Source organism: Nocardia pseudovaccinii (assembly GCF_050942345.1).
Lineage (GTDB): Bacteria > Actinomycetota > Actinomycetes > Mycobacteriales > Mycobacteriaceae > Nocardia > Nocardia pseudovaccinii.
Genome location: NZ_CP192074.1, coordinates 4,069,833 through 4,088,616, shown reverse-complemented (window position 1 = coordinate 4,088,616; position 18,784 = coordinate 4,069,833). Strand labels below are relative to the sequence as shown.

Below are 18,784 nucleotides of genomic sequence, written 5' to 3'. Positions count from 1 at the left end.
ATTACCGCCAGGCATTAGTGTGGGCGGGTGCAAAAAGGCCAGGAATCAGCTGACGATGCCGGTCCTCGGATCTGGGGCGGTACGACGCTCACCGAACGTCGGGAGGCACGCCGCTCCGCGCTGCTCGAGGCCGCGCTCGACCTGATCGGAGAATCGGGCGCGGGCGGTGTCACCATGCGCGCGGTATGCCGACGTGCCAATCTCACCGACCGGTACTTCTATGAGAGCTTCGCCAGCCGCGACGAACTGCTCGATGTGCTCTACCGGCAGGTCGCCGACGAATTCCTGGAACCGATGACAGCGTTCGCCGCCGCCGATCCCTCCCGCGACCGCGTGCTGTCGGAGATCCTGGTCGACAAGGTGCTCGCCGACCCGCGCAAGTCCCGGCTGTTCCTGGTCGAACCGTACTCGAGTACCGGCCTCGGCCAAACCACCATCGCGGTCATGCCGGTCTTCACCAAGGTCCTGCAGGACCACCTGTTCGCTCATATCGATGATCCGGTGCGGCGCAGACTGGCCGCGCTCACCATGGCCAGCGGTAACGCGGGCATGTTCTCGGCGTGGTTGAACGGATCGCTGCGCGCCAGCCGCGAGCAGGTGATCGACCACTGCGTGGCCACGCTCGCCGCGTACCGTTCGCTCTACCAGTCCTGATTCGGACCGCATTCGGCTCCCGCGCAGCACGATTGGACGTTGCGCGGCTCACATCGGGTTGCCAGTCCGGCCATGCGGGTGTTTACTTGCCAACGCAAGGTGCCGATCGTTCGCTGAGGCTCCTTCACGGATATAGGCCAGCGACCCCGAACGTCGAGAGACGCCCCGGGTCAGGACAGATCTCCCCGGCCTAAGGGGTGATCCCGATTGGCTCCCGATATTGTCGGGTTCACGCCGTGAAGTGCCAAAGGTCTTACGAGGAAAGGCTTTGACCGGCGGTTTGTCGGATTCCTCTGACGTGCTCTGCGACGATGACACACGATGCCCGGCCGTGCCGCGCGTCCGATCGGAGGAAGGAGGTGAGCCGGATGTCCGGCGGTGATAGTCCCATACCCCTGTTAGCCGAATATTCACCTGGCGACACCTCCGCAGCGGCGCGCCGTGACGGGACCAGCCCGTAGCCCGCTGTTCGATGGTGCGCTTGACCTACTCAGGGAGTGCGTAATGTCAACGGTAGAGATGATCCTGCGGCTGCTGACCGGTGTCGGCTTGGGCGCGGTGATCGGATTCGAGCGGCAGTATCGGGCCAGGATGGCGGGCCTGCGCACCAATGCGCTCGTCGCGGCGGGTGCGACACTGTTCGTTCTGCTCTCGGCGCACGGCTTTCACGGCGGCGCCGCCGATCCGACCCGGGTGGCCGCCCAGATCGTCTCCGGTATCGGTTTCCTCGGCGCGGGTGTGATCATCCGCGACGGTTTGAATGTGCGCGGGCTCAATACCGCTGCGACACTGTGGTGTTCGGCCGCGGTCGGCGCGCTGGCCGGTGCGGGCATGTTCACCACCGCTGCCGCGGGCGCAGTTGCGGTCATGGTGGTCAATATCGCGCTGCGGGCCGCCGGACGTGCGGTCGACCGCCAGCCCGATTCTGCCGCCGAACAACCCGCGTCCTATGTGTTCGTCGCGGTGACCAACGATGAGCAGGAAGCCCACGTACGGGCACTGCTGGTTCAGGCGTTGACCCGCACCGACTTCCGACTGCTCTCGGTGGCCAGTGCGAATACCGATATCGCCGGCCGCGTCGAGGTGCGCGCCGAGCTCACCGGTGATCAGCGCGACGACCGGCAGATGGAATCGGCGGTGAGCCGACTCAGTCTGGAGCCGTCGGTGACCAGCGTCGGCTGGCATATCTCGGTCGACGACACCGCGGACGGAGCTCGAGCATGACAGTGCTGCGTCCCTTGTGCCGAGTTGTACGACTACGACACCGATCCCGGATCACCGCCGGTCCGGCCACAATTCAGATCAGCGTGAAGACGAATTCGAATTCGCCGATGCGGATCACCACGCCGTCGGTGAGCGTCACGCTGTCGATGATGCGCGCACCGTCGAGGTACACCCCGTTGGACGACCACAGATCCTTGATCACGAAGTTCAGCCCGTTGTCCACGATCACCGCATGCTGACGGCTGACCTTGCCGTGTTCGAGCACGATGTCGTTGTCGGGCAGCCGCCCGATGCGGGTCACCGATCCGGTGATCGGATAAACCTCACCCCGACGATCACGCAATTCGGCCCGTGCCCCGGCCGCGGCCTGCTCGACAATGGTGGTCGCCCGGGTCATCGTCACATCGGCGACCGCCCGGACGCTCAGCGGATCCTGGCGCAGGATCCGTGCCTCCAACTCCTGGATAGCCGGGCCGGGGTCGATGCCGAGTTCGTCGTCCAGTGTGGTCCGTAGTTGCCGGACCGCGCCGAGCGCGTCGGATTGCCGCCCGCTCAGATACAGCGCGGTGATCAGCTTCTCCCACAATGGTTCTCGCAACGGATGCGACCCGACGAGCAGTGCGAGCTCGGCCGCGACGGAGTCCGCGCGGCCGCGCGCGATATCGGCCGAGGCCCGCGCCTCGATGACACCGACCCGTTCATCGTCGAGCGCGGCCGCGTAGGCGTCGGCGAATCCGAGCCCGCGCAGATCCGACAGCACCGGGCCCCGCCACTGCTCCAGTGCGCTCGACAGCGCTTCGGCGGCCGCCGTGAATCGACCCGCCGCCAGCTCCCGCAGGCCAGCCTCCTTGCGTGCCCGGAACCGCTGCACATCACTTGCGCCATCGGCCACCGCAATGCGGTAACCGGTTCCGATCTGGGCAAGTACGCCGCGTGCGTCGAGTCCGGCAGCGCGCAGCGGTTTGCGCAGATTCGAGGTGATGGCGTGCAGGCTCACCCGCACATCCGACGGCGGACTCTGCTCCCACACCGCCTGCGCCAGGGCATCCACCGAGACCGGATGATTGGCATTGACCACCAGATACGCCAGTACCGCACGCTGTTTCGGCCCGCCGACCGGCTGCGCGACGCCATCGATCGACAGCTGCACCGGCCCGAGCACACCGAATTGCGCCCGCATTTCGGCCATCGTCGCACTCCTTACGACTGGGCCAGCCGCTGGCCCGCAAGAACATTAACCCCCGGCACGTCCCGGCTACCCGTCGGATCGGGCGCGCCAGTATTCCAGGTTGCTGCGGGTGAGCAGAGTGTGCGGATGGCCGGGTCCGAGTACCCGTATCTGATCGGCGAGCAGCGGCTCGAATTCGGTAATGGCGGCGCCGATATCGCCCGCCTCGCCATAGCAGCCCGCGAGGCAATTGCGGGTGTGCAGGGTATCGGGATGATCCGGCCCGAGAACGCGCAACTGATCCGTCAGCAGGGCGGCATATTCGGCAATGGCCCTGGTCGTTTCGCCGCTCTCCCGCCGCCAGCGCGCCATGCTGATGCGGGTGCGCAGGGTCTGGGCGTCATCCGGGCCGAGGATGCGGACCTGGTCGACGAGCAGCAGTTCGAATTCGGTGAAGGCGCGGGCCAACTCACCCGCCATGGCACGGGAACGCGCGAGATGCAGTCGGGTGCGCAGGGTTTGCGGGTCGACGGGACCGAGGATGCGCTCCTGATCGGTGATCAGCTGTTCGAATTCGATGACAGCGCGGCGCAGGCTGCCGCGTTCACTGCGCCAGTAGGCCAGGCTGTTTCGCGCGCGCAGCGTCCACGGATGGTCGGTGCCGAGGATGCGGGCGTGATCGATGACGAGCCGTTCGAAATCCGCTACCGTCCGCTCGAGCTGGCCCATATGACCGCGCCAATCCGCGATGTCGTAGCGGGTGGTGACGGTATCGAGATCATCCACGCCCAGTACCCGCGTCTGATCGCGGGCCAGCTCCTCCAATTCGGTGACGGCGGCATCGAATTCGCCGCTGCGGCCACGGCAGTTCGCGAGATGGTTGCGAACCAGTAGCGTGACGCGATGATCCGGCCCCATGGCGGCGGTGAAGCTCGGCAGCCAGGCCACCCACAGATCCCGATTGTCCACCACGCGTGTGGTTTCCAGCGATTCGAGATAGCCGAAGGCGGCCGCCGCGGCGCCGTAGGCCAAGTAGTGGCGCACCGCCGCACCACGGGCATAGTCGGCCACGCGCTCGGTGGTGCCCGCCTCGATGGCCGCGATCACCGCGCGGTGCGCATCCTCGCTGTGCACGCCGAGCCGGTCGCATTCATCGGCCAGTCCAGGCAGTAGAGCGGCGTGCGCGATGCCGAGCGATTCATCGGCCGTGCCGGGGCGGCTGCGCGTGACCAGCACCCCCAAACCCACTGTGAGATCGCGGATTCCGGCAATGCTCACCTCGGCCCCGAGTTCACGCATCGCCGCATCCAGCAGTTCCAGTGGCAGCACCGGACCGACACCTGCCGCGACGAGCACACCGAGCACCGCGCCGATCCCCCAGGCATCGGCGACATTCGGCGCGATATCCGGTCCATCGCCCGCCGCGGCCCGGATGGCCGCGCCGACCCGCAATGCCACCAGACCGTCGACGCCGATATCCTCGGCAACCACCCGATCGGTGACCTCGCTGGCGACCTCGGCCAGCAATCCGGCCAATAGCCAGCCCGCTGCGGCGGCAGGGGAATCGGCACGCGCCGTTGGTGTTTCGGCCAACCGCGCATCGATCCAGCCGACCCATTCCTGCTCGTCGATGGCGGCGCGCTCATATCCCGCCGATTCGACAATCGCGGCGATGTCCTCGGCCACCGGCTCGGCGACGACGATCCGATGCATATGCCGCAGTTCCGGATCGTTCTCGAAGCCGAGCCCCTCCCGGATGCCCACGATCACTCGGACGTGCGCGAGCTCCGGTCGTCGGGTCAACTCCGCCACGGCGGCCACCAGCAGTCGCTGGGTGCCCTGCTCCGGTTCGTTCAGTCCGTCCACGACGATGGTGACCCGGCGACCCCAACCGCCCAGGTCCGCCAACGGTTGTCGCACCTCGACATCGAATACATCGGGTGGGGTGACACTGTGCCGGGCCAGGCTCCGCGCCGCCGCGACCGCAGCCCGGAAGCCGGGCATCCGAGTGCTCAATTGCGCGGACAACTCGGCGGCGACCGCCTCGATGGAACTGCTGACCGTCAAAAATACCGCGGCCGTAATGTATTCGGGCGCGACCGGCAGCGTGTCGACCAGGCTCGGCCGGATGAGCATGGCCAGCAGTGTCGACTTGCCGACGCCGGGCGGTCCGATCACCCCGCGCAACCGGTAGCTGCCGGATCCGACGATATCGTCGAGCGTCTCGCGCACGGCCGGGGTCAGTAGCAGTCTGCGGGTGAGTTGATCGACGAAACCCGCTGCCGGACGGCCGGTTACGGCATCGCGGCGACGGGCGATATTCGGCACCAGCCACAGGCCGGGATCGCCGCCCTCGGCCGCCGATACCGTGCCCGAAGTGAACGACAGATGTTCCGGCTGCTGCCGGGTGCAGGCCGCGGCGATCGGATCGACCAGATCCGACGGCAGCAAGTTCTCCCCGCGCGCGGGCAGTCCGGCCGCGAAGGTGGACAGCAGCGTTCGGGTGAAGCATCCGGCATACGCCGGCCCGTCACCGGCGGCGACCAGCAGCTCCATCCGGCCCGCCGCCCGCGACAGCAGGTCGGTCCAGCGACGGGCCGCGCCGAGCACGCCCTGTTCGGTCTCACACGCGTCGACCAGGACGACCAGCCCGTCCAGGGACGATCGGTTCAGCCGCTCCCGAATCTCCTGTGTCAGATGGAACGCCGTATGCGAGTTCGGCACCGCGGGCGAATCATGGCCGAGCAGAAAGAAATCCTCCGCGCTGGTCGCGGTGCCATGGCCGACGAACCCGATCAGCAGCGTCGCCTGCTCCCGCGCGGCCGCGTCGAATGCCTCGTCCACCGCCGTAACCAGCTGTGCCACTGTCGGATTCAGTACCGGACCAGGTGCTTCCGTCGCCGCCCGCCAGCCGCCGGATCCGGTCAGTGTCCCGTACAGACCCGTGGCCAATTCACCGGTGAACCCCAGTTCCCCCAGTGCCGCGCACTCGGACCCGACCACCAGGGCGAGCCTGCCTCCCATATCAGCACCACCGTTCCCACCGTCGACTCCCCGGCGACCTCGACACCCCGACACGGGCCGCTTTGCGTGGTAGGAAGGTACCCGAACACACATCGGGGCAAGTGACAACGGGGGCGGCTGATGGCAGCGATCGTGTTGGTGCACGGGATCGCACAGGAGCAATACGGCGCGGATCTGCTGGAAGCGCAATGGCTTCCGGCGCTGGCCGCCGGGGTCCGCACGGCCGGGTACGGCGAACTCGCGGATCAGCTGTGGCGCGGCCAGCGCCCGGGCGTGATCGAAGTTCGAATGGCGTTCTACGGCAATGCCTTTCTCGATCCCGGCGCTCAAGGCGGCGGCGGACCGGTCGGTACCGAGGACGCCGAACTCACCGAGCAGATCGCCGAGGCGTGGTTGGCGACGGCGGCCGGGCAGGCGGCCGACCAACGCGATCGGCTGGAAGCGCAACGCTACCTGGACAATTCCGCGCTCGGCACCGAAGGCGCACAGGGCTTCGGCCGCAAGGCCAGACCTGCGGCGAATGCGCTGACCAAGCTGAAGTGGTTCGCGCCCTTCGGTTTCGGGATGGCGGGCAAATTCGTCAACCGGTCATTAGCCCAGGTCAGCAGATATCTGGCCGAGGACGCGGTGCGTGCCTTCGCGCAGCAACAGGTGCTCGACCTGATCGGTCCGGAGACCCGGCTCGTCATCGGACATTCGCTCGGCTCGGTTGTCGCCTATGAGGCACTGCATCGGACCGATCAGCCCGCGGCGCTGGTCACCCTGGGTTCGCCGCTGGCGCTGCAGACCATCATCTATCCGCTGCTGCGCCCGCAGCCGCCCACGGTGCCCACCACGCTGACCCGCTGGGACAATTTGGCCGATCGCGACGATATCGTCGCGGCGCATCTGGATCTGGCGCCCTATTTCCCGCCCGCACCGGAACGCGATGTGGTGCCGACGACCCATCCCGAACTCGACAATGGATCCAGTCCGCACGATGCCGCGCACTATCTCACCAAGAAATCGGTCGGGCGCATCATTGCCGAGTCCCTCTCGTAACCGGAGCCGTTCCGAATCGCGCGTACCCTGACAACTCTGGCACCGAGTGCGAGGAGTTCACCGCGATGACCGACCCCGTGCAAGGTTTGACGGGTACGCTCACCTCGCCGATCCGGGGCCCCGGAATGCTCGGCGAAGTATTGGTTGCGATTCGCGGGGGCACGGAGATATACATCGCGCGGGCGGCCGAGCCGATCTCGGCCGGTGAAACCGTCCTGATCATCGCGGTACGACCGGGCCGCATCGTCGACGTGGTGCCGTGGATTCCGCTGGAACCCGTCCCGGTCGAGGACATGTGACACCGCGACCGAAGTTATGAACTGCCAGGGAGGCACAGTGCTGGGTTATCACGTTCCAGATCCTGACGAGGCGATGCTGGTCAGCGGCGGTACGAGCAAGGACAACGCGCCCTTCGGCGTCGTCATCGGGCGCGGCAAATGGGTGATGCCGTTCTTCCGCAAGGTGAGCTATCTGTCGCTGGCCATGTTCGAGGCCGAGATCAAGGAACGCTGCGTCACCAAGCAGGCCATCCAGCTCGAGGTGCGCGCGGTGATCGCGTTCAAGGTCGCCAACGACACCCAGTCGATCGTCAATGCGGCCCAACGCTTTCTGTCCGAACAGGAGCGGGAGATGTCGGTGCTGACTGGCCGTATCTTCTCCGGGCACCTGCGCTCGATTGTCGGCTCGATGACGGTCGAGGAGATCATCCGCGAACGCCAGCGGCTGGCCGACGAGGTGCTGGTGGCCTCCAAGGTGGAGATGAGCAATATCGGCCTGTGGGTGGATTCGTTCCAGATCCAATCCATCGATGACGGCAATCTGGGGTACATCACCGCATTGGCCGCACCGCACAACGCGGCCGTGCAGCGCGATGCGCAGATCGCGCAATCACAGGCCGCGCAGCATGCCGCCGAGGCCGAACAGGAATCGCTGCGCCGCCGGGCCGAATATCAGCGTGAGACCGCCATTCTCCAGGCGCAGTATCAGCAGGATATCGATAAGGCCAATGCCGAAGCGGCACAGGCCGGTCCGCTGGCCGAGGCCAAGGCGATGCAGGAGGTGCTCACCGCGCAGGCCGAACAGGCACGCAAAGAGGCCGAGTTGCGTGAGCAGCAGTTGCAGGCCGAAGTCGTGAAACCCGCTCAGGCCGAAGCGGAACGGGTGCGCATCCTCGCCGAGGCCGAGGCCGATCGGACCCGGATCCAGGCCGAGGCGGCGGCCTCGAACAACCGGATCGCCTTGGACCAGTTGCTGATCGAGCAGCTGCCGGAAATCGTCAAGCAGGCCTCCAACGGGCTGGCGAACGCCAACCTGACGGTGCTCAACGGACCTGACGGTGTCGGCGAATTGGTCAACGGAATGGTCGGTCAGGGCCTCACTGTATTCAACTCGTTACAAAAGGCGCTTTCATCCAACGACGGGGATAATGCGGGCTAAAGTGGCCGAGTAGCGACGGCGCGAGGAGCGGGTGTTGGTGTCCATCGGGAAATTGGTGTCGTTCGACAGTTCGCGGGGATTCGGGTTCATTCGGCCCGACGATGGTGGCCCGGATGTGTTCGTTCATGTGAACGACATCGGACTGGACGAGGATGAACTGCGCCAGGGGCGGGTGTTCGAATTCGATGTGACCGAGGGTGATCGTGGTCCGAAGGCAATCAACCTCGCCGTGGTCGGCGGTCAACCACTACCACCCGCTCCTCGGCACAAAAAAGACAGATCCGGCTCCGGCCAACTGACCGTCACCGAACACAAACGCCTGATCACCGAGCTACTACTGGACGCGAGCCCCGCCCTCACCGCCGGTGAGATCCTCACCATCCGCGACCGCCTTACCGCCTTCGCCGATCAGCACGGCTGGCTGGAATAGCGGGGCATTACCAGGGATTTCCAAGTCGACCACTGATCTCGTGCGCACATGGGTAACTCCATGTACTCACACCGGATCAGCGTGCGATGGGTGTCGTTGTGAAGAGTTGGCAGCGGTGGGTGTCGTCGGTTCGGTGAGCCTCTGAGCTGCGGATACTTGAAATTCTGCCCAGTTCTGCCTGTGACATCGACTACTAGCGTTGGCGTGTGGGTGTCGTTGGGTGACGTCAGCCACTGAATGGCGGGCTTCGATGACAAGCCTCGACGGCTGGCCAGCAAACCATGCCGGACGTGACCGATCGGACAAGAGTGCAATTCTGCCATCGCATGGGCATCACCCCCTTGCAGTTGGCCCTATCGTGGGTTCGTGTCCTAGACGGGGCGTGTCGAACATGGGAACGGGGACGACCTGCTGCAGGGCGGCACATCGCCCTCAGCGTCGTCGAAGAAGGTGATGCGGAAGTCTGCTTCGGTTTGCTAGTTCGTAGTGGCTGCCGGTCGGCGAGGTGTGGCTCCACCGGTTTACTTGCACCGTTCGGCAGGGGCTGCTGCAGGATCAGGTGAAAGTGTGACCTGACCCGCCCGGCTGGATTCCGACTTGACCGCCCCACCCTTTTGGGCTCCGCCGCCACGCGTTTCGCGATCGTGCGTGGCACGGCTGCAGACCGGGTGATCTCCACCTTCGATCCCGAAACCCGGCACGGGCACAAACCTTGGCCCGTGGGTTCGATGGTCACCGTGACGATCACATCCGCGAAGGGACCTCGGTTCGGCCAGTTCACCCTATGGCTGGCCGAAACACCCGATCCGTCACCGACCTGTGACCAGCTCGGCGGCCGTCGGCGGGTCCGCTCCGCGGCGGCCGCAGGTCAGCGCTGCGACCAGGTTGGCCTCGTCGAGGATGGCGGTGAGGTCGTGTTTCGGGATGGCACGCAAGGCTTCTCGGTTTGCGGCGCCGAGCAGATGGTGAGTGCGCAGGCCGGCGAGGATGGCCGCCGTGAAAGCGTCTCCAGCGCCGACCGTGTCGATCACGTCGACGGGGCGGCCGGGGCGATGGATGGGGGTGGCGTCTGCGCCGGTGGCGGCGAGTGCGCCATCAGGGCCAAGTGTCACGATCACGAGAGCAGGGCCGCGGGCGGACCAGTCGGCGACCACCTCCTCGGGGCTACGGCCCGGGTGCAGCCAGGACAGATCCTCGGCGCTAGCCTTCACAATGTCGGCGCGGGTGAGCATGGCGTGTACTCGGTCCACGGTGTTGGCGCGAATCATCAACTGCGGGCGGAAATTCGGGTCGTAGCTGATGGTGGCGGTCGACCGGGCACGGTCCACCAGGCGGGTCAAGGCGTCGGCGCCAGGGGGCACGGTCAGCGCCAGGGAGCCTGTGTGCAGTGCCAGCACGCTGCCGTCGAGAGCGGTGGACAGTTCGGAGTCGGTCCACTGCCAGTCGGCCGTGCCGTCGACGCGAAAGTCGTAGTGCACCATACCATCCGGGTCGACATCGACGATCGCCAGTGAGGTCGGCTCGGTGGCATTCACAACATGATCGAGGGCGACCGCGTTGTCCCGCAGGTGGTTTCGGATGCGATGGCCCAGCGGGTCGCCGCCCAAGCGGGCCAGCATCCGCACCGGCACGCCCAGCCGGGCCAGGCCGACGGCCACGTTCGCGGGGCTGCCGCCGGGCACCGCCTGGAAGCGATCGGGGGCGTCGGCTGGCACCAGGTCCACCAACGCCTCCCCTGCGACCGCGATCAGGCCGAGCCCGGCCAGGGCCTCAGTGGTGGACACGGTTGTTGTCGACCTCCGCACCGGCCATCGCACCGGTCATGATCGCCACCGCATCGGACATGGAGAATTCGTGCGGGCGGATCACCGCGACCCGACGGCCGAGCCGCTGGATGTGCACCCGGTCGGCGATCTCGAACACGTTCGGCATGTTGTGGCTGATCACGACGACCGCCAAGCCGCGGTCTCGGACCTCGCGGATCAGATCCAGCACCATACCGGTCTCCTTGACACCCAGCGCTGCGGTGGGCTCGTCCATAATCACCACGTGCCGCGCGAAGGCCGCGCTGCGCGCGACCGCGACACCCTGGCGCTGGCCGCCGGACAGTGTCTCCACCGCTTGCTTCATAGATCGGATCCCGATCTTCAGATTCGTCATGTGCTGCTGCGATTCTCGCACCATGCGATCCTTGTCGATCATCCGGAGAACCGAGCCGAGGACGCCGCGGCGACGCAGTTCCCGGCCCAGAAACAGGTTGTCGGCGATATCGAGTGCTGGTGCTACTGCCAGATCCTGATAGACGGTCTCGATACCGGCCCGGCGGGCGTCGGTCGGGCGCCGGAAGCGCACCCGTTTGCCGTCGAGCAGGATCTCGCCCTCGTCCGGGATCAGCGCCCCGGACAGCGCCTTGATCAGCGAGGATTTCCCAGCGCCGTTGTCGCCGATGACCGCAAGGATCTCGTTCGGCAGCAGATCGAAATCCGCACCGTCGAGCGCGGTAACCTGACCGTAGCGTTTCACCAGGCCGTTTGCCTGCAGAACCGGCTGTATTGCGGTCTGAGCTTTGTCGTCTGCGGTGGTGGCATCGTCTGTGCTAACGGTCTCGCTCATTTCTGCCTCTTGCGGTTGAACTGGTCCACGGCCACCGCAGCGATCACCAGGATGCCGGTGATCAGCGTTTGGTAGATCGACGGCACCCCCGTCAGTTGTAGGCCGTTACGGATGATGCCGACAATGAGCGCGCCCAACAGCGTGCCGATCACGCTGCCACGGCCGCCGAACAGACTGGTGCCGCCGAGCACCACGGCGGTGATCGAGTCCAGATTGTCGGTCTGGCCGGCATTCGGGTCGCCGACGCCGGTGCGAGCCACCAGCAGCAGCGCCGCCAAGCCGTAGATCAGCCCCGCGACCGTGTAAACGGCGAGAAGCACACGGCGGGTGTCGATGCCGCTGAGCCGTGCCGCCTCCGGATTGTCACCGACGGCGTAGACGTGCCGCCCTGCCGCGGTCAGCCGCAGCACATACCAGGTGATCGCGAACAGCACCAGCATTGCCACCGACCCGTAGGTGATGTCGGTCTCGCCCAGCGGAAATGTCTTGTCGAAGAACGTGAGCGCGCCCGGCAGCCCCGAAATCGTCTGCTCGTCCGAGTAGATGTGGGTGAGCGCGAACGCGATGCCGTACGTGCCGAGAGTGACGATGAACGGCGGCAGCTTGATCAGGCTCACCAGCGTGCCGTTGAGCAACCCGAACGCGGCTGTCAGCGCCAGCCCGAGCAGAATCGCCAGCGGCACAGGCAAACCCGTGTCGACGGCCAGCTTGGTGATCGCGATATTGCCCAGCGCCATCACCGCACCGTTGGACAGATCGATACCGGCGGTGAGGATGATCAGCGTCTGGCCGATCGCCAGCGTGCCGACCACCATCACCTGCTGCACGATCAGCGAGAAGTTGTCACCGGCCAGGAAGCGGTCGGACTGGGCGGTGAAGTACACCACCGCGATCAGGATCGCGATCATCGGTCCGACGTTCGGCACCGACAGAATCCGGTTCAGCGCCGACTGTTTCGGCTCCGGCGGCGCGGGAGATGTTGCGGTTGCGGTCATGCGAATCCTCGCTCATCGACGAAATCAGGTGGACCGGGCCGGAGCGCACCCCGGGACGACGAAGGCCGTCACCGTCCCGGCATACGGCGCAGCGTCATTCGCCGTCCCGGCGAGCTTTCCCCGGCTGGGGCCTGGCGGTTCTCAGCCCCAGCAGTTGTCCAGGCCGTACTGCACGTCCTTGGAGTCGACGCCGGGCTGCGCCTTGGCGGTGATCAGCGTGACTCCGGTGTCGGTGTAGCCGCTGGTCTTGTTGCCGTTCTTGGCGTAATCGACGATCGCCTGCACGCCCGCACTGGCCATCTTCAGCGGGTACTGCTGCGAGGTCGCCGCGATCTTGCCGTCGCGGACCGCCTGCACGCCCGTGCACCCCCCGTCGACGGAGACGATCAGCGCCTGGTTCTCCTTGCCAGCGGTCTTGAGCGCGGTGTAGGCGCCCAGCGCGGACGGCTCGTTGATGGTGTAGATCAGGTTGATGTCCGGATCCTTCTGCAGGCAGGTCTCCATCGCCGCTTGCGACTTCGCCTGATCGCCCTGAGCGGGCTGCGCACATACCACGTTCGGAGCGGTGACGTACTGCGCCATGTCCTGAGTGGCCTGCGCGGCACCGTAACCGGACAGGAATCCGTTGTGCCGCAATACGCCGACGGTGACGCCGGGGTTCAGGTCGATCATCGCGATCTTCACCGGTTTGTCGCCCTGGACGACCTTGGCATAGTTGCCGATCAACTGGCCCGCGGTGAAATTATTGGTGGCGAACAGCGCGTCGACCGCGCTCTGCGGATCGGTCGGGGTGTCGAGGGCGATCACTTGGACACCCTTGGCACGGGCCTTTTCAACCGCCGGGACGATCGCCTTGGTATCACTGGCGGTGAGCAGGATGCCCTTGGCTCCCGCATTGACCATATTCTCGATCGCCGTCACCTGGCTGGCGTTGTCGCCGTCGAACTTGCCTGCGGCGGTGAGCAATTGCACGCCAGCGGCGTCGGCCTGTTTCTGGGCACCCTCCTTCATCTTCACGAAGAAGGGGTTGGTGTCGGTCTTGGTGATGAGCCCGACGATGATCTGCCCGTTGTTGCTATTGCTCGACCCCTTGCCGCAGGCCGCGGCGGAGAAGGCCAGGGAGGTGACCGCGAAACAGACGGCGGCGATGCGGACGACACGAGAGGACATCGGTGTGCTCCTGCAGGTACTACGTAGACAACGTTGTCAGAGACCATATAACGTGATCCACGCCACGTCTATACGCTTCTTCTAGGATATTTGACGGTTCTCGGATCGAATATGAGCGAACGGAGAGGGTTGCGATGTCAGCGTTGTCAGAGTCCCGGGCACCGCGCCGGGGCGCCACCATGCGCGATGTGGCAGCGCTGGCAAGGGTGAGTATCAAAACGGTGTCGCGCGTGGTCCGCGGCGAGGGCGGCGTTTCGCCGGAGCTGGCCGCGCGGGTCACCGACGCGGCAACCATGCTCGACTATCGGCACAACCTGGCGGCCAGCACATTGCGCGGGCACGGCCAGAAGACCGCCGCGATCGGTCTGGTACTGATGGATGTCGCGAACCCGTACGCCTCGGCGCTGCACCGGGCGGTCGAGGACTTCGCGCACAGCCGGGGCACCCTCGTCTTCGCGGTGAGCAGCGACGAGAACCCGGGCCGCCAGCGCGAGGTGCTCGACGCCCTGCTGTCCAGACGGGTGGACGGGCTGATCGTAATGCCGGTGGGTGCCGACCATAGCCCTCTGCTGCACGAGCAGCGCCTCGGTACCCCGGTCGTATTCGTGGACCGCATGCCGGCCACTACCGAAATCGACAGCGTCACTGTCGACAACCGCACCGGCTCCCGCCTTGCCGTCGAACACCTGGCCGCCGCGGGCCATCGCCGTATCGCCTATCTCGGTGACCTGCATACGATCTGGACCGCTGCCGAACGTTACTCCGGCTACATCGAGGGCCTCGCCCACACCGGAATTCCCCTCGATCCGGACCTGATCTGCGCCGACCTGCACTCCGTGGCGGCCGCCACGGCCGCCGCTGGGGCCCTGCTCGACCGCCCGGACCGGCCTACCGCCCTGTTCGGCGCCCAGAACCTGGTGACCGTCGGTGTGTTGCAAGCGATCCGGAAGCGTGGCTTGCAAAACCGGATTGCCGTAGTAGGTTTCGATGATCTGCCGCTGGCCGAACTGCTACAGCCGGCGCTCACCGCCATCACCCAGGACCCGGCGACGATCGGCCGCGTCGCCGCCGAAATCCTTTTCGCCCGCTTGGATGGTGACGACGGCCCCCCTCGCCACGAAGTGATACCCACTCGCCTGCTGGTCCGCGGTTCCGGCGAGATCTCTGCAGACCTTCGGTCACCTCACAGTCAATAGCCAGGACATGCTTCATATTCACTGCACAGCTGGTGTATATCGCCGACAAATATGCGATTTCATCCCAGCTCGAAGCGCACTTTGCTCATTCATCGCACACCGATGGGCATAAGCCCATCGGTGGATCGAGGTTTAGGGAGCACACTGGTAACTCACCGGGGACGAGCTGACGCAATCTCCCACGTTTCTGTCGGCCGCCGGCGCTACTCTCGAGGCACCTGAGTCCGGCCTAGAGAGCTCAGGGAGGCGGACCAGCCCGAACCCGAGGAGGAGATCGCGTGGACCTACCGGTCATGCCACCTGTCAGGCCGATGCTGGCGAAAACGGCACCCTCGGTGCCGCACGAGCCGGGCCTGAGTTACGAACCGAAATGGGACGGCTTTCGCTGCGTGGTGTTCCGCGACGGCGACGAAGTGGAACTCGGTTCCCGCAACGACCGCCCCCTCACCCGCTATTTTCCCGAGGTCGCCGAACTGCTGAAGGCGGCGTTGCCGGATAAATGCGTGGTGGACGGTGAAATCGTGGTGGTCACCGATGAGGGACTCGATTTCGACACCCTGCAGAACCGGTTGCATCCGGCAGCCTCGCGGGTCAACAAGTTGGCCAAGGAAACACCGGCCAGCTTCGTCGCCTTCGATCTACTCGCTCTCGGCGACAAGGATTTGACCGGTGAGCCGTTCGCCGAACGCCGACGGCTGCTGGAGACCATCCTCGATACCGAACTCGCCCGCGTGCACCTGACTCCGATCACCCAGGATCCCGCCGTCGCCGAGGACTGGTTCACCCGCTTCGAGGGTGCGGGTTTCGACGGCGTCATGGTCAAGTCCAACGAGCTGGCGTATCTGCAGGACAAGCGGGTGATGCTCAAGGTCAAACACGAGCGCACCGCGGACTGCGTGGTGGCCGGTTTCCGCTGGCACAAGGATGGCGAGGGCGTGGGTTCGCTGCTGCTCGGACTCTTCGACGACGAGGGCAATATGCATCATGTCGGAGTCGCGAGCAGTTTCACCGCGGCCAAGCGCAAGTCGCTGGTGGATGAGCTGAAACCGTTGCGGGAGAACGCATTGGCGAATCATCCGTGGCGGGAATGGGCCGATGCCGCGGCGCAGGCGAAGACCGACGGCAAGATGCCCGGCGGGGTGAGCCGATGGACCGGCGGTAAGGATCTGTCCTGGGAGGCGCTGCGTCCGGAGCTGGTCGCCGAGGTCCGCTACGAACATGTGCAGTCCGGCCGATTGCGGCACGGCGGCAGGCTGGTGCGTTTCCGGTCCGATCGCACACCGGAATCGTGTACCTACGCCCAACTCGACGAGGTCGCACCAGCCGAATTGAGTGCCATCTTCACCGAAGCTCAGGGGCAATGATGACCGAGTCGGTCGATATCGAGGCGGACGGCAGAACCGTCGCCATCAGCAATCCGAACAAGGTCTACTTCACCAAACGCGGTGAGACGAAACTCGATCTGGTGCGGTACTACCAGGCCGTGGCCGAACCGTTCCTGCAGGTGGTGCGCGATCGTCCGCTGCTGCTGGAGCGGTATCCCGATGGGGCGTCCGGCAAGTCGTGGTTCCAGAAGCGGGTGCCGAAATCCGCGCCGGATTGGCTGCACACCGTCGAGGTCGCCACGCCCAACGGCACCACCAGCGATGCCCTGGTCGCCCACGATCTCGCGCACATTCTGTGGGCGGTGAACCAGGGGTGCCTCGGCTTCCACGTCTGGCCCAATCACGTCGACGATCTCAATATCGCCGATGAGCTGCGCATCGACCTGGACCCCTCCCCTGGAATCACCTTCGACGATCTCAAACACGGCGCCGTGCTCACCCGTGAGCTGTTCACCGAGCTCGGCATCGACTGCCACATCAAGACCTCCGGCTCGCGTGGATTGCACATTTACGTTGCGCTGGAACCGAAATGGGACGGCTATCAGGTGCGCGCGGCCGCGGTCGCGCTGGCTCGCGAACTGGAGCGGCGGCATCCGGACGAGATCACCGCGCAGTGGTGGAAGGAGGAGCGCGGCAACCGCGTCTTCGTCGACTTCAACCAAAACGCCCCGCACAAAACGGTTTTCGGCGCGTGGTGTGTGCGACCGAAGGTCGGCGCGCAGGTCTCCACGCCGATCGCCTGGTCCGATCTGGATACCATTGTCCCCGAGGAATTGACGATTGCCACCGTGCCCGCACGCCTGGCCGAATCCGGTGACCCGTGGGCGGACCGGCCAGCCCAATCGATCGAGCCGCTGCTGAAGATGTCGGAGCGAGATATGGCAGCCGGGCTCATGGACGCACCGTGGCCGCCGCAATATCCCAAGATGCCGAACGAGCCGCCACGGGTACAGCCCAGCCGGGCCAAGAAGGCGGAAACGGAAGGCTAGCTACTGGGAGGCTATTCGGTCCAGAGCACCCACACCTTGCTCTCACACGTCACTGCGCGCCCGTCCGCGGTGCGGGCACTCTTCGTCGAACCGTCGCACTTGGTCCCCGGCTCCGCCACAGTGCCGCCGACGGTGTATGGACCGTTCCACTGGTAGACACCGCCGCTGGCCAGGCACAGCAGTGTGTTGCCGTCGGCCCCCGTGCCGATGCGGCCCGGCTCGGTGCACACCGCGCCCTTCTTCGGGGCCACCTGGCTCGTCGGCGCCGCGGCCGAGGTGGCCGGAGGTGTGACGACGGTCGGCGCCACCGAGGGCTGCGGGATGGCGGTCTGGGCGATGGTGGAGGGCAGCGCCGCACTCGATACGACCGGGGCCCGGTGCGCCCCGGACAACGCGTCGGAGAAATTGCCGCCCGACAGCACGACATATCCGGCGATACCGACCACCTCGATCACACCGAGCAGCAGTGCGCACACCGCCATCGTCTTGCCACGCGGATGGCTGAAGGCGATGAACCCGAAGACGATCGCGACCGGAAAGAGGCCGAGCAGCGCGGCCACCAACGCGACGATCGCATACGGGTTGACGATGGGCGGAACCTCGACCCGTAGGCGACCGGCCCGGGTAGGGCGTCGGGCCGGCGGCTCGGCTTCCGGCCAGCGGTCGTTGGGATCCGGATCCGGCCACCGGCCGATCGCTCCGGTCTCCGGCTCGTACTCCTCCGGCTGCGCCTCCGGCCAGCGCTCGCGCTCACGGTTATCCGTCCGTGCCATTCAGGTCCCTCTTCCACACCACCAAACCGCGCAGGAACCACGAACTGCCCGGACCCGCCCCGATACCGACAAAGGATAGGGGCCGACGGCCGCAACATCATCCGAAACGGCCGATCAATCGTCATCAAACCGTAATCGCGAACGCCACCATGTCAACTCGACCTCTACCCGGCACGGGGGCGACCGGACCCGGCGCGGTGCGGTTCGAGCCCAGGAGTAACAAACCGGCAAACACCACTCGCGCCGCGCGCCGTCGAGGTACATGCTGGTCTCGGGACCGATCCATGCGGTGACGTCGGCAGAGGAGGGATGCATGCGCGGTGAATCCGGTTCGAAAGGACAACAGGGGCGGCCGTGGCATTCCCATGCGGGCGATCTACTCGGTGACGACTACAACGTGCCCGGCATCATTCTGTGCGCGCTCGGCATCGTCGCCATGGCGTGCACACTCACCGCGGCCGGTTACGGCTTCATCGGCTGGACCCAGATCGGTGCGATGGTGACCGCCGCATTGTGGATCTCCGGAATCGGCGCACTGCTGGTCGAGCATCGCCGCGAGGAAGTGATCGAGCGAAAGTACGGTCGCAACGGGCACGCCCCGGGGCACGTGCGGCGCGTCCGCTACAGCGCCACCGAGCGCAGGATCGCGGCGGGTGAAAGGCCTTCGGAATTGCCGAAATAGCCC

The 18,784-nt window shown here is 65.9% G+C and carries 17 protein-coding genes and 1 riboswitch; of the genes, 10 read left to right on the top strand and 7 right to left on the bottom strand.

What is annotated here, in order from left to right:
- Positions 1 to 27 precede the first annotated feature (27 nt).
- Both ACQPZ2_RS18470 and ACQPZ2_RS18465 read left to right on the top strand, forming a co-directional pair.
- Positions 28 to 654 carry a TetR/AcrR family transcriptional regulator gene (locus ACQPZ2_RS18470; RefSeq protein ID WP_063040269.1) on the top strand — a complete coding sequence of 209 codons (627 nt, stop codon included), beginning with the start codon at positions 28 to 30 and terminating at the stop codon, positions 652 to 654.
- Between the two features lie 98 nt (positions 655 to 752).
- A riboswitch (M-box (ykoK) riboswitch) is annotated at positions 753 to 924 on the top strand.
- A gap of 234 nt (positions 925 to 1,158) precedes the next feature.
- Positions 1,159 to 1,878, top strand: coding sequence for an MgtC/SapB family protein (locus tag ACQPZ2_RS18465; RefSeq protein WP_433526660.1), 720 nt, complete (start codon positions 1,159 to 1,161; stop codon positions 1,876 to 1,878).
- A 73-nt stretch (positions 1,879 to 1,951) separates the two neighbouring features.
- On the opposite strand, the gene ACQPZ2_RS18460 is transcribed toward ACQPZ2_RS18465, so the two are convergent.
- Both ACQPZ2_RS18460 and ACQPZ2_RS18455 read right to left on the bottom strand, forming a co-directional pair.
- Positions 1,952 to 3,067 carry a BTAD domain-containing putative transcriptional regulator gene (locus ACQPZ2_RS18460; RefSeq protein ID WP_433526659.1) on the bottom strand — a complete coding sequence of 372 codons (1,116 nt, stop codon included), beginning with the start codon at positions 3,065 to 3,067 and terminating at the stop codon, positions 1,952 to 1,954.
- Between the two features lie 66 nt (positions 3,068 to 3,133).
- Complete coding sequence (locus ACQPZ2_RS18455; RefSeq protein WP_433526658.1) at positions 3,134 to 6,070, bottom strand: tetratricopeptide repeat protein; 2,937 nt, start codon at positions 6,068 to 6,070, stop codon at positions 3,134 to 3,136.
- A 120-nt stretch (positions 6,071 to 6,190) separates the two neighbouring features.
- Here ACQPZ2_RS18455 and ACQPZ2_RS18450 point away from each other — a divergent pair, with 120 nt between their 5' ends.
- The 4 genes from ACQPZ2_RS18450 to ACQPZ2_RS18435 all read left to right on the top strand — a co-directional run bounded on the left by ACQPZ2_RS18450 (position 6,191) and on the right by ACQPZ2_RS18435 (position 8,978).
- Complete coding sequence (locus ACQPZ2_RS18450; RefSeq protein WP_433526657.1) at positions 6,191 to 7,111, top strand: hypothetical protein; 921 nt, start codon at positions 6,191 to 6,193, stop codon at positions 7,109 to 7,111.
- Positions 7,112 to 7,176: 65 nt separating this feature from the next.
- On the top strand, positions 7,177 to 7,410 hold the full coding sequence (locus tag ACQPZ2_RS18445; protein WP_433526656.1) for a hypothetical protein: 234 nt from the start codon (positions 7,177 to 7,179) through the stop codon (positions 7,408 to 7,410).
- 37 nt (positions 7,411 to 7,447) lie between these two features.
- On the top strand, positions 7,448 to 8,548 hold the full coding sequence (locus ACQPZ2_RS18440; protein ID WP_433526655.1) for an SPFH domain-containing protein: 1,101 nt from the start codon (positions 7,448 to 7,450) through the stop codon (positions 8,546 to 8,548).
- A gap of 31 nt (positions 8,549 to 8,579) precedes the next feature.
- Complete coding sequence (locus ACQPZ2_RS18435) at positions 8,580 to 8,978, top strand: cold-shock protein (protein ID WP_433526654.1); 399 nt, start codon at positions 8,580 to 8,582, stop codon at positions 8,976 to 8,978.
- Positions 8,979 to 9,787: 809 nt separating this feature from the next.
- Here the strand turns inward: ACQPZ2_RS18435 and ACQPZ2_RS18430 are convergent.
- The 4 genes from ACQPZ2_RS18430 to ACQPZ2_RS18415 form a co-directional block, all read right to left on the bottom strand.
- Entirely contained in the window at positions 9,788 to 10,762 is a 975-nt protein-coding gene (locus ACQPZ2_RS18430) for a carbohydrate kinase family protein (protein WP_433526653.1), read from the bottom strand.
- Positions 10,749 to 11,591: an ATP-binding cassette domain-containing protein gene (locus tag ACQPZ2_RS18425; protein ID WP_433526652.1), complete on the bottom strand. Its 843-nt coding sequence runs from the start codon at positions 11,589 to 11,591 to the stop codon at positions 10,749 to 10,751. Before ACQPZ2_RS18425 ends, ACQPZ2_RS18430 begins: the two co-directional genes overlap by 14 nt.
- Positions 11,588 to 12,586, bottom strand: a complete 999-nt coding sequence (locus tag ACQPZ2_RS18420) for an ABC transporter permease (RefSeq protein ID WP_433526651.1) — start codon at positions 12,584 to 12,586, stop codon at positions 11,588 to 11,590. Before ACQPZ2_RS18420 ends, ACQPZ2_RS18425 begins: the two co-directional genes overlap by 4 nt.
- 141 nt (positions 12,587 to 12,727) lie before the next feature.
- Positions 12,728 to 13,756 carry a sugar ABC transporter substrate-binding protein gene (locus ACQPZ2_RS18415; protein WP_433526650.1) on the bottom strand — a complete coding sequence of 343 codons (1,029 nt, stop codon included), beginning with the start codon at positions 13,754 to 13,756 and terminating at the stop codon, positions 12,728 to 12,730.
- Between the two features lie 134 nt (positions 13,757 to 13,890).
- On the opposite strand from ACQPZ2_RS18415, the gene ACQPZ2_RS18410 reads away from it, so the two are divergent.
- The 3 genes from ACQPZ2_RS18410 to ligD all read left to right on the top strand — a co-directional run bounded on the left by ACQPZ2_RS18410 (position 13,891) and on the right by ligD (position 17,326).
- Positions 13,891 to 14,952 (top strand): LacI family DNA-binding transcriptional regulator, encoded by a 1,062-nt coding sequence (locus ACQPZ2_RS18410; RefSeq protein WP_433526649.1) that lies wholly within the window; start codon positions 13,891 to 13,893, stop codon positions 14,950 to 14,952.
- 278 nt (positions 14,953 to 15,230) lie between these two features.
- Complete coding sequence (locus tag ACQPZ2_RS18405; protein WP_433526648.1) at positions 15,231 to 16,316, top strand: ATP-dependent DNA ligase; 1,086 nt, start codon at positions 15,231 to 15,233, stop codon at positions 16,314 to 16,316.
- Complete coding sequence (gene ligD, locus ACQPZ2_RS18400; protein ID WP_433527462.1) at positions 16,316 to 17,326, top strand: non-homologous end-joining DNA ligase; 1,011 nt, start codon at positions 16,316 to 16,318, stop codon at positions 17,324 to 17,326. Before ACQPZ2_RS18405 ends, ligD begins: the two co-directional genes overlap by 1 nt.
- 11 nt (positions 17,327 to 17,337) lie before the next feature.
- Here the strand turns inward: ligD and ACQPZ2_RS18395 are convergent, their stop codons facing one another.
- Positions 17,338 to 18,099 carry a DUF4190 domain-containing protein gene (locus ACQPZ2_RS18395; RefSeq protein WP_433526647.1) on the bottom strand — a complete coding sequence of 254 codons (762 nt, stop codon included), beginning with the start codon at positions 18,097 to 18,099 and terminating at the stop codon, positions 17,338 to 17,340.
- A 313-nt stretch (positions 18,100 to 18,412) separates the two neighbouring features.
- Between ACQPZ2_RS18395 and ACQPZ2_RS18390 the strand changes: the two genes are divergently transcribed.
- Positions 18,413 to 18,781 carry a hypothetical protein gene (locus tag ACQPZ2_RS18390; RefSeq protein WP_063040290.1) on the top strand — a complete coding sequence of 123 codons (369 nt, stop codon included), beginning with the start codon at positions 18,413 to 18,415 and terminating at the stop codon, positions 18,779 to 18,781.
- Positions 18,782 to 18,784: the final 3 nt, after the last annotated feature.

Coding starts and splice junctions, on each gene's coding strand:
- ACQPZ2_RS18465 (WP_433526660.1), top strand. CDS start 1,159: ATGTCAACGGTAGAGATGATCCTGCGGCTGCTGACCGGTGTCGGCTTG.
- ACQPZ2_RS18460 (WP_433526659.1), bottom strand. CDS start 3,067: ATGGCCGAAATGCGGGCGCAATTCGGTGTGCTCGGGCCGGTGCAGCTG.
- ACQPZ2_RS18455 (WP_433526658.1), bottom strand. CDS start 6,070: ATGGGAGGCAGGCTCGCCCTGGTGGTCGGGTCCGAGTGCGCGGCACTG.
- ACQPZ2_RS18450 (WP_433526657.1), top strand. CDS start 6,191: ATGGCAGCGATCGTGTTGGTGCACGGGATCGCACAGGAGCAATACGGC.
- ACQPZ2_RS18445 (WP_433526656.1), top strand. CDS start 7,177: ATGACCGACCCCGTGCAAGGTTTGACGGGTACGCTCACCTCGCCGATC.
- ACQPZ2_RS18425 (WP_433526652.1), bottom strand. CDS start 11,591: ATGAGCGAGACCGTTAGCACAGACGATGCCACCACCGCAGACGACAAA.
- ACQPZ2_RS18420 (WP_433526651.1), bottom strand. CDS start 12,586: ATGACCGCAACCGCAACATCTCCCGCGCCGCCGGAGCCGAAACAGTCG.
- ACQPZ2_RS18415 (WP_433526650.1), bottom strand. CDS start 13,756: ATGTCCTCTCGTGTCGTCCGCATCGCCGCCGTCTGTTTCGCGGTCACC.
- ACQPZ2_RS18410 (WP_433526649.1), top strand. CDS start 13,891: ATGTCAGCGTTGTCAGAGTCCCGGGCACCGCGCCGGGGCGCCACCATG.
- ligD (WP_433527462.1), top strand. CDS start 16,316: ATGACCGAGTCGGTCGATATCGAGGCGGACGGCAGAACCGTCGCCATC.
- ACQPZ2_RS18395 (WP_433526647.1), bottom strand. CDS start 18,099: ATGGCACGGACGGATAACCGTGAGCGCGAGCGCTGGCCGGAGGCGCAG.
- ACQPZ2_RS18390 (WP_063040290.1), top strand. CDS start 18,413: ATGCGCGGTGAATCCGGTTCGAAAGGACAACAGGGGCGGCCGTGGCAT.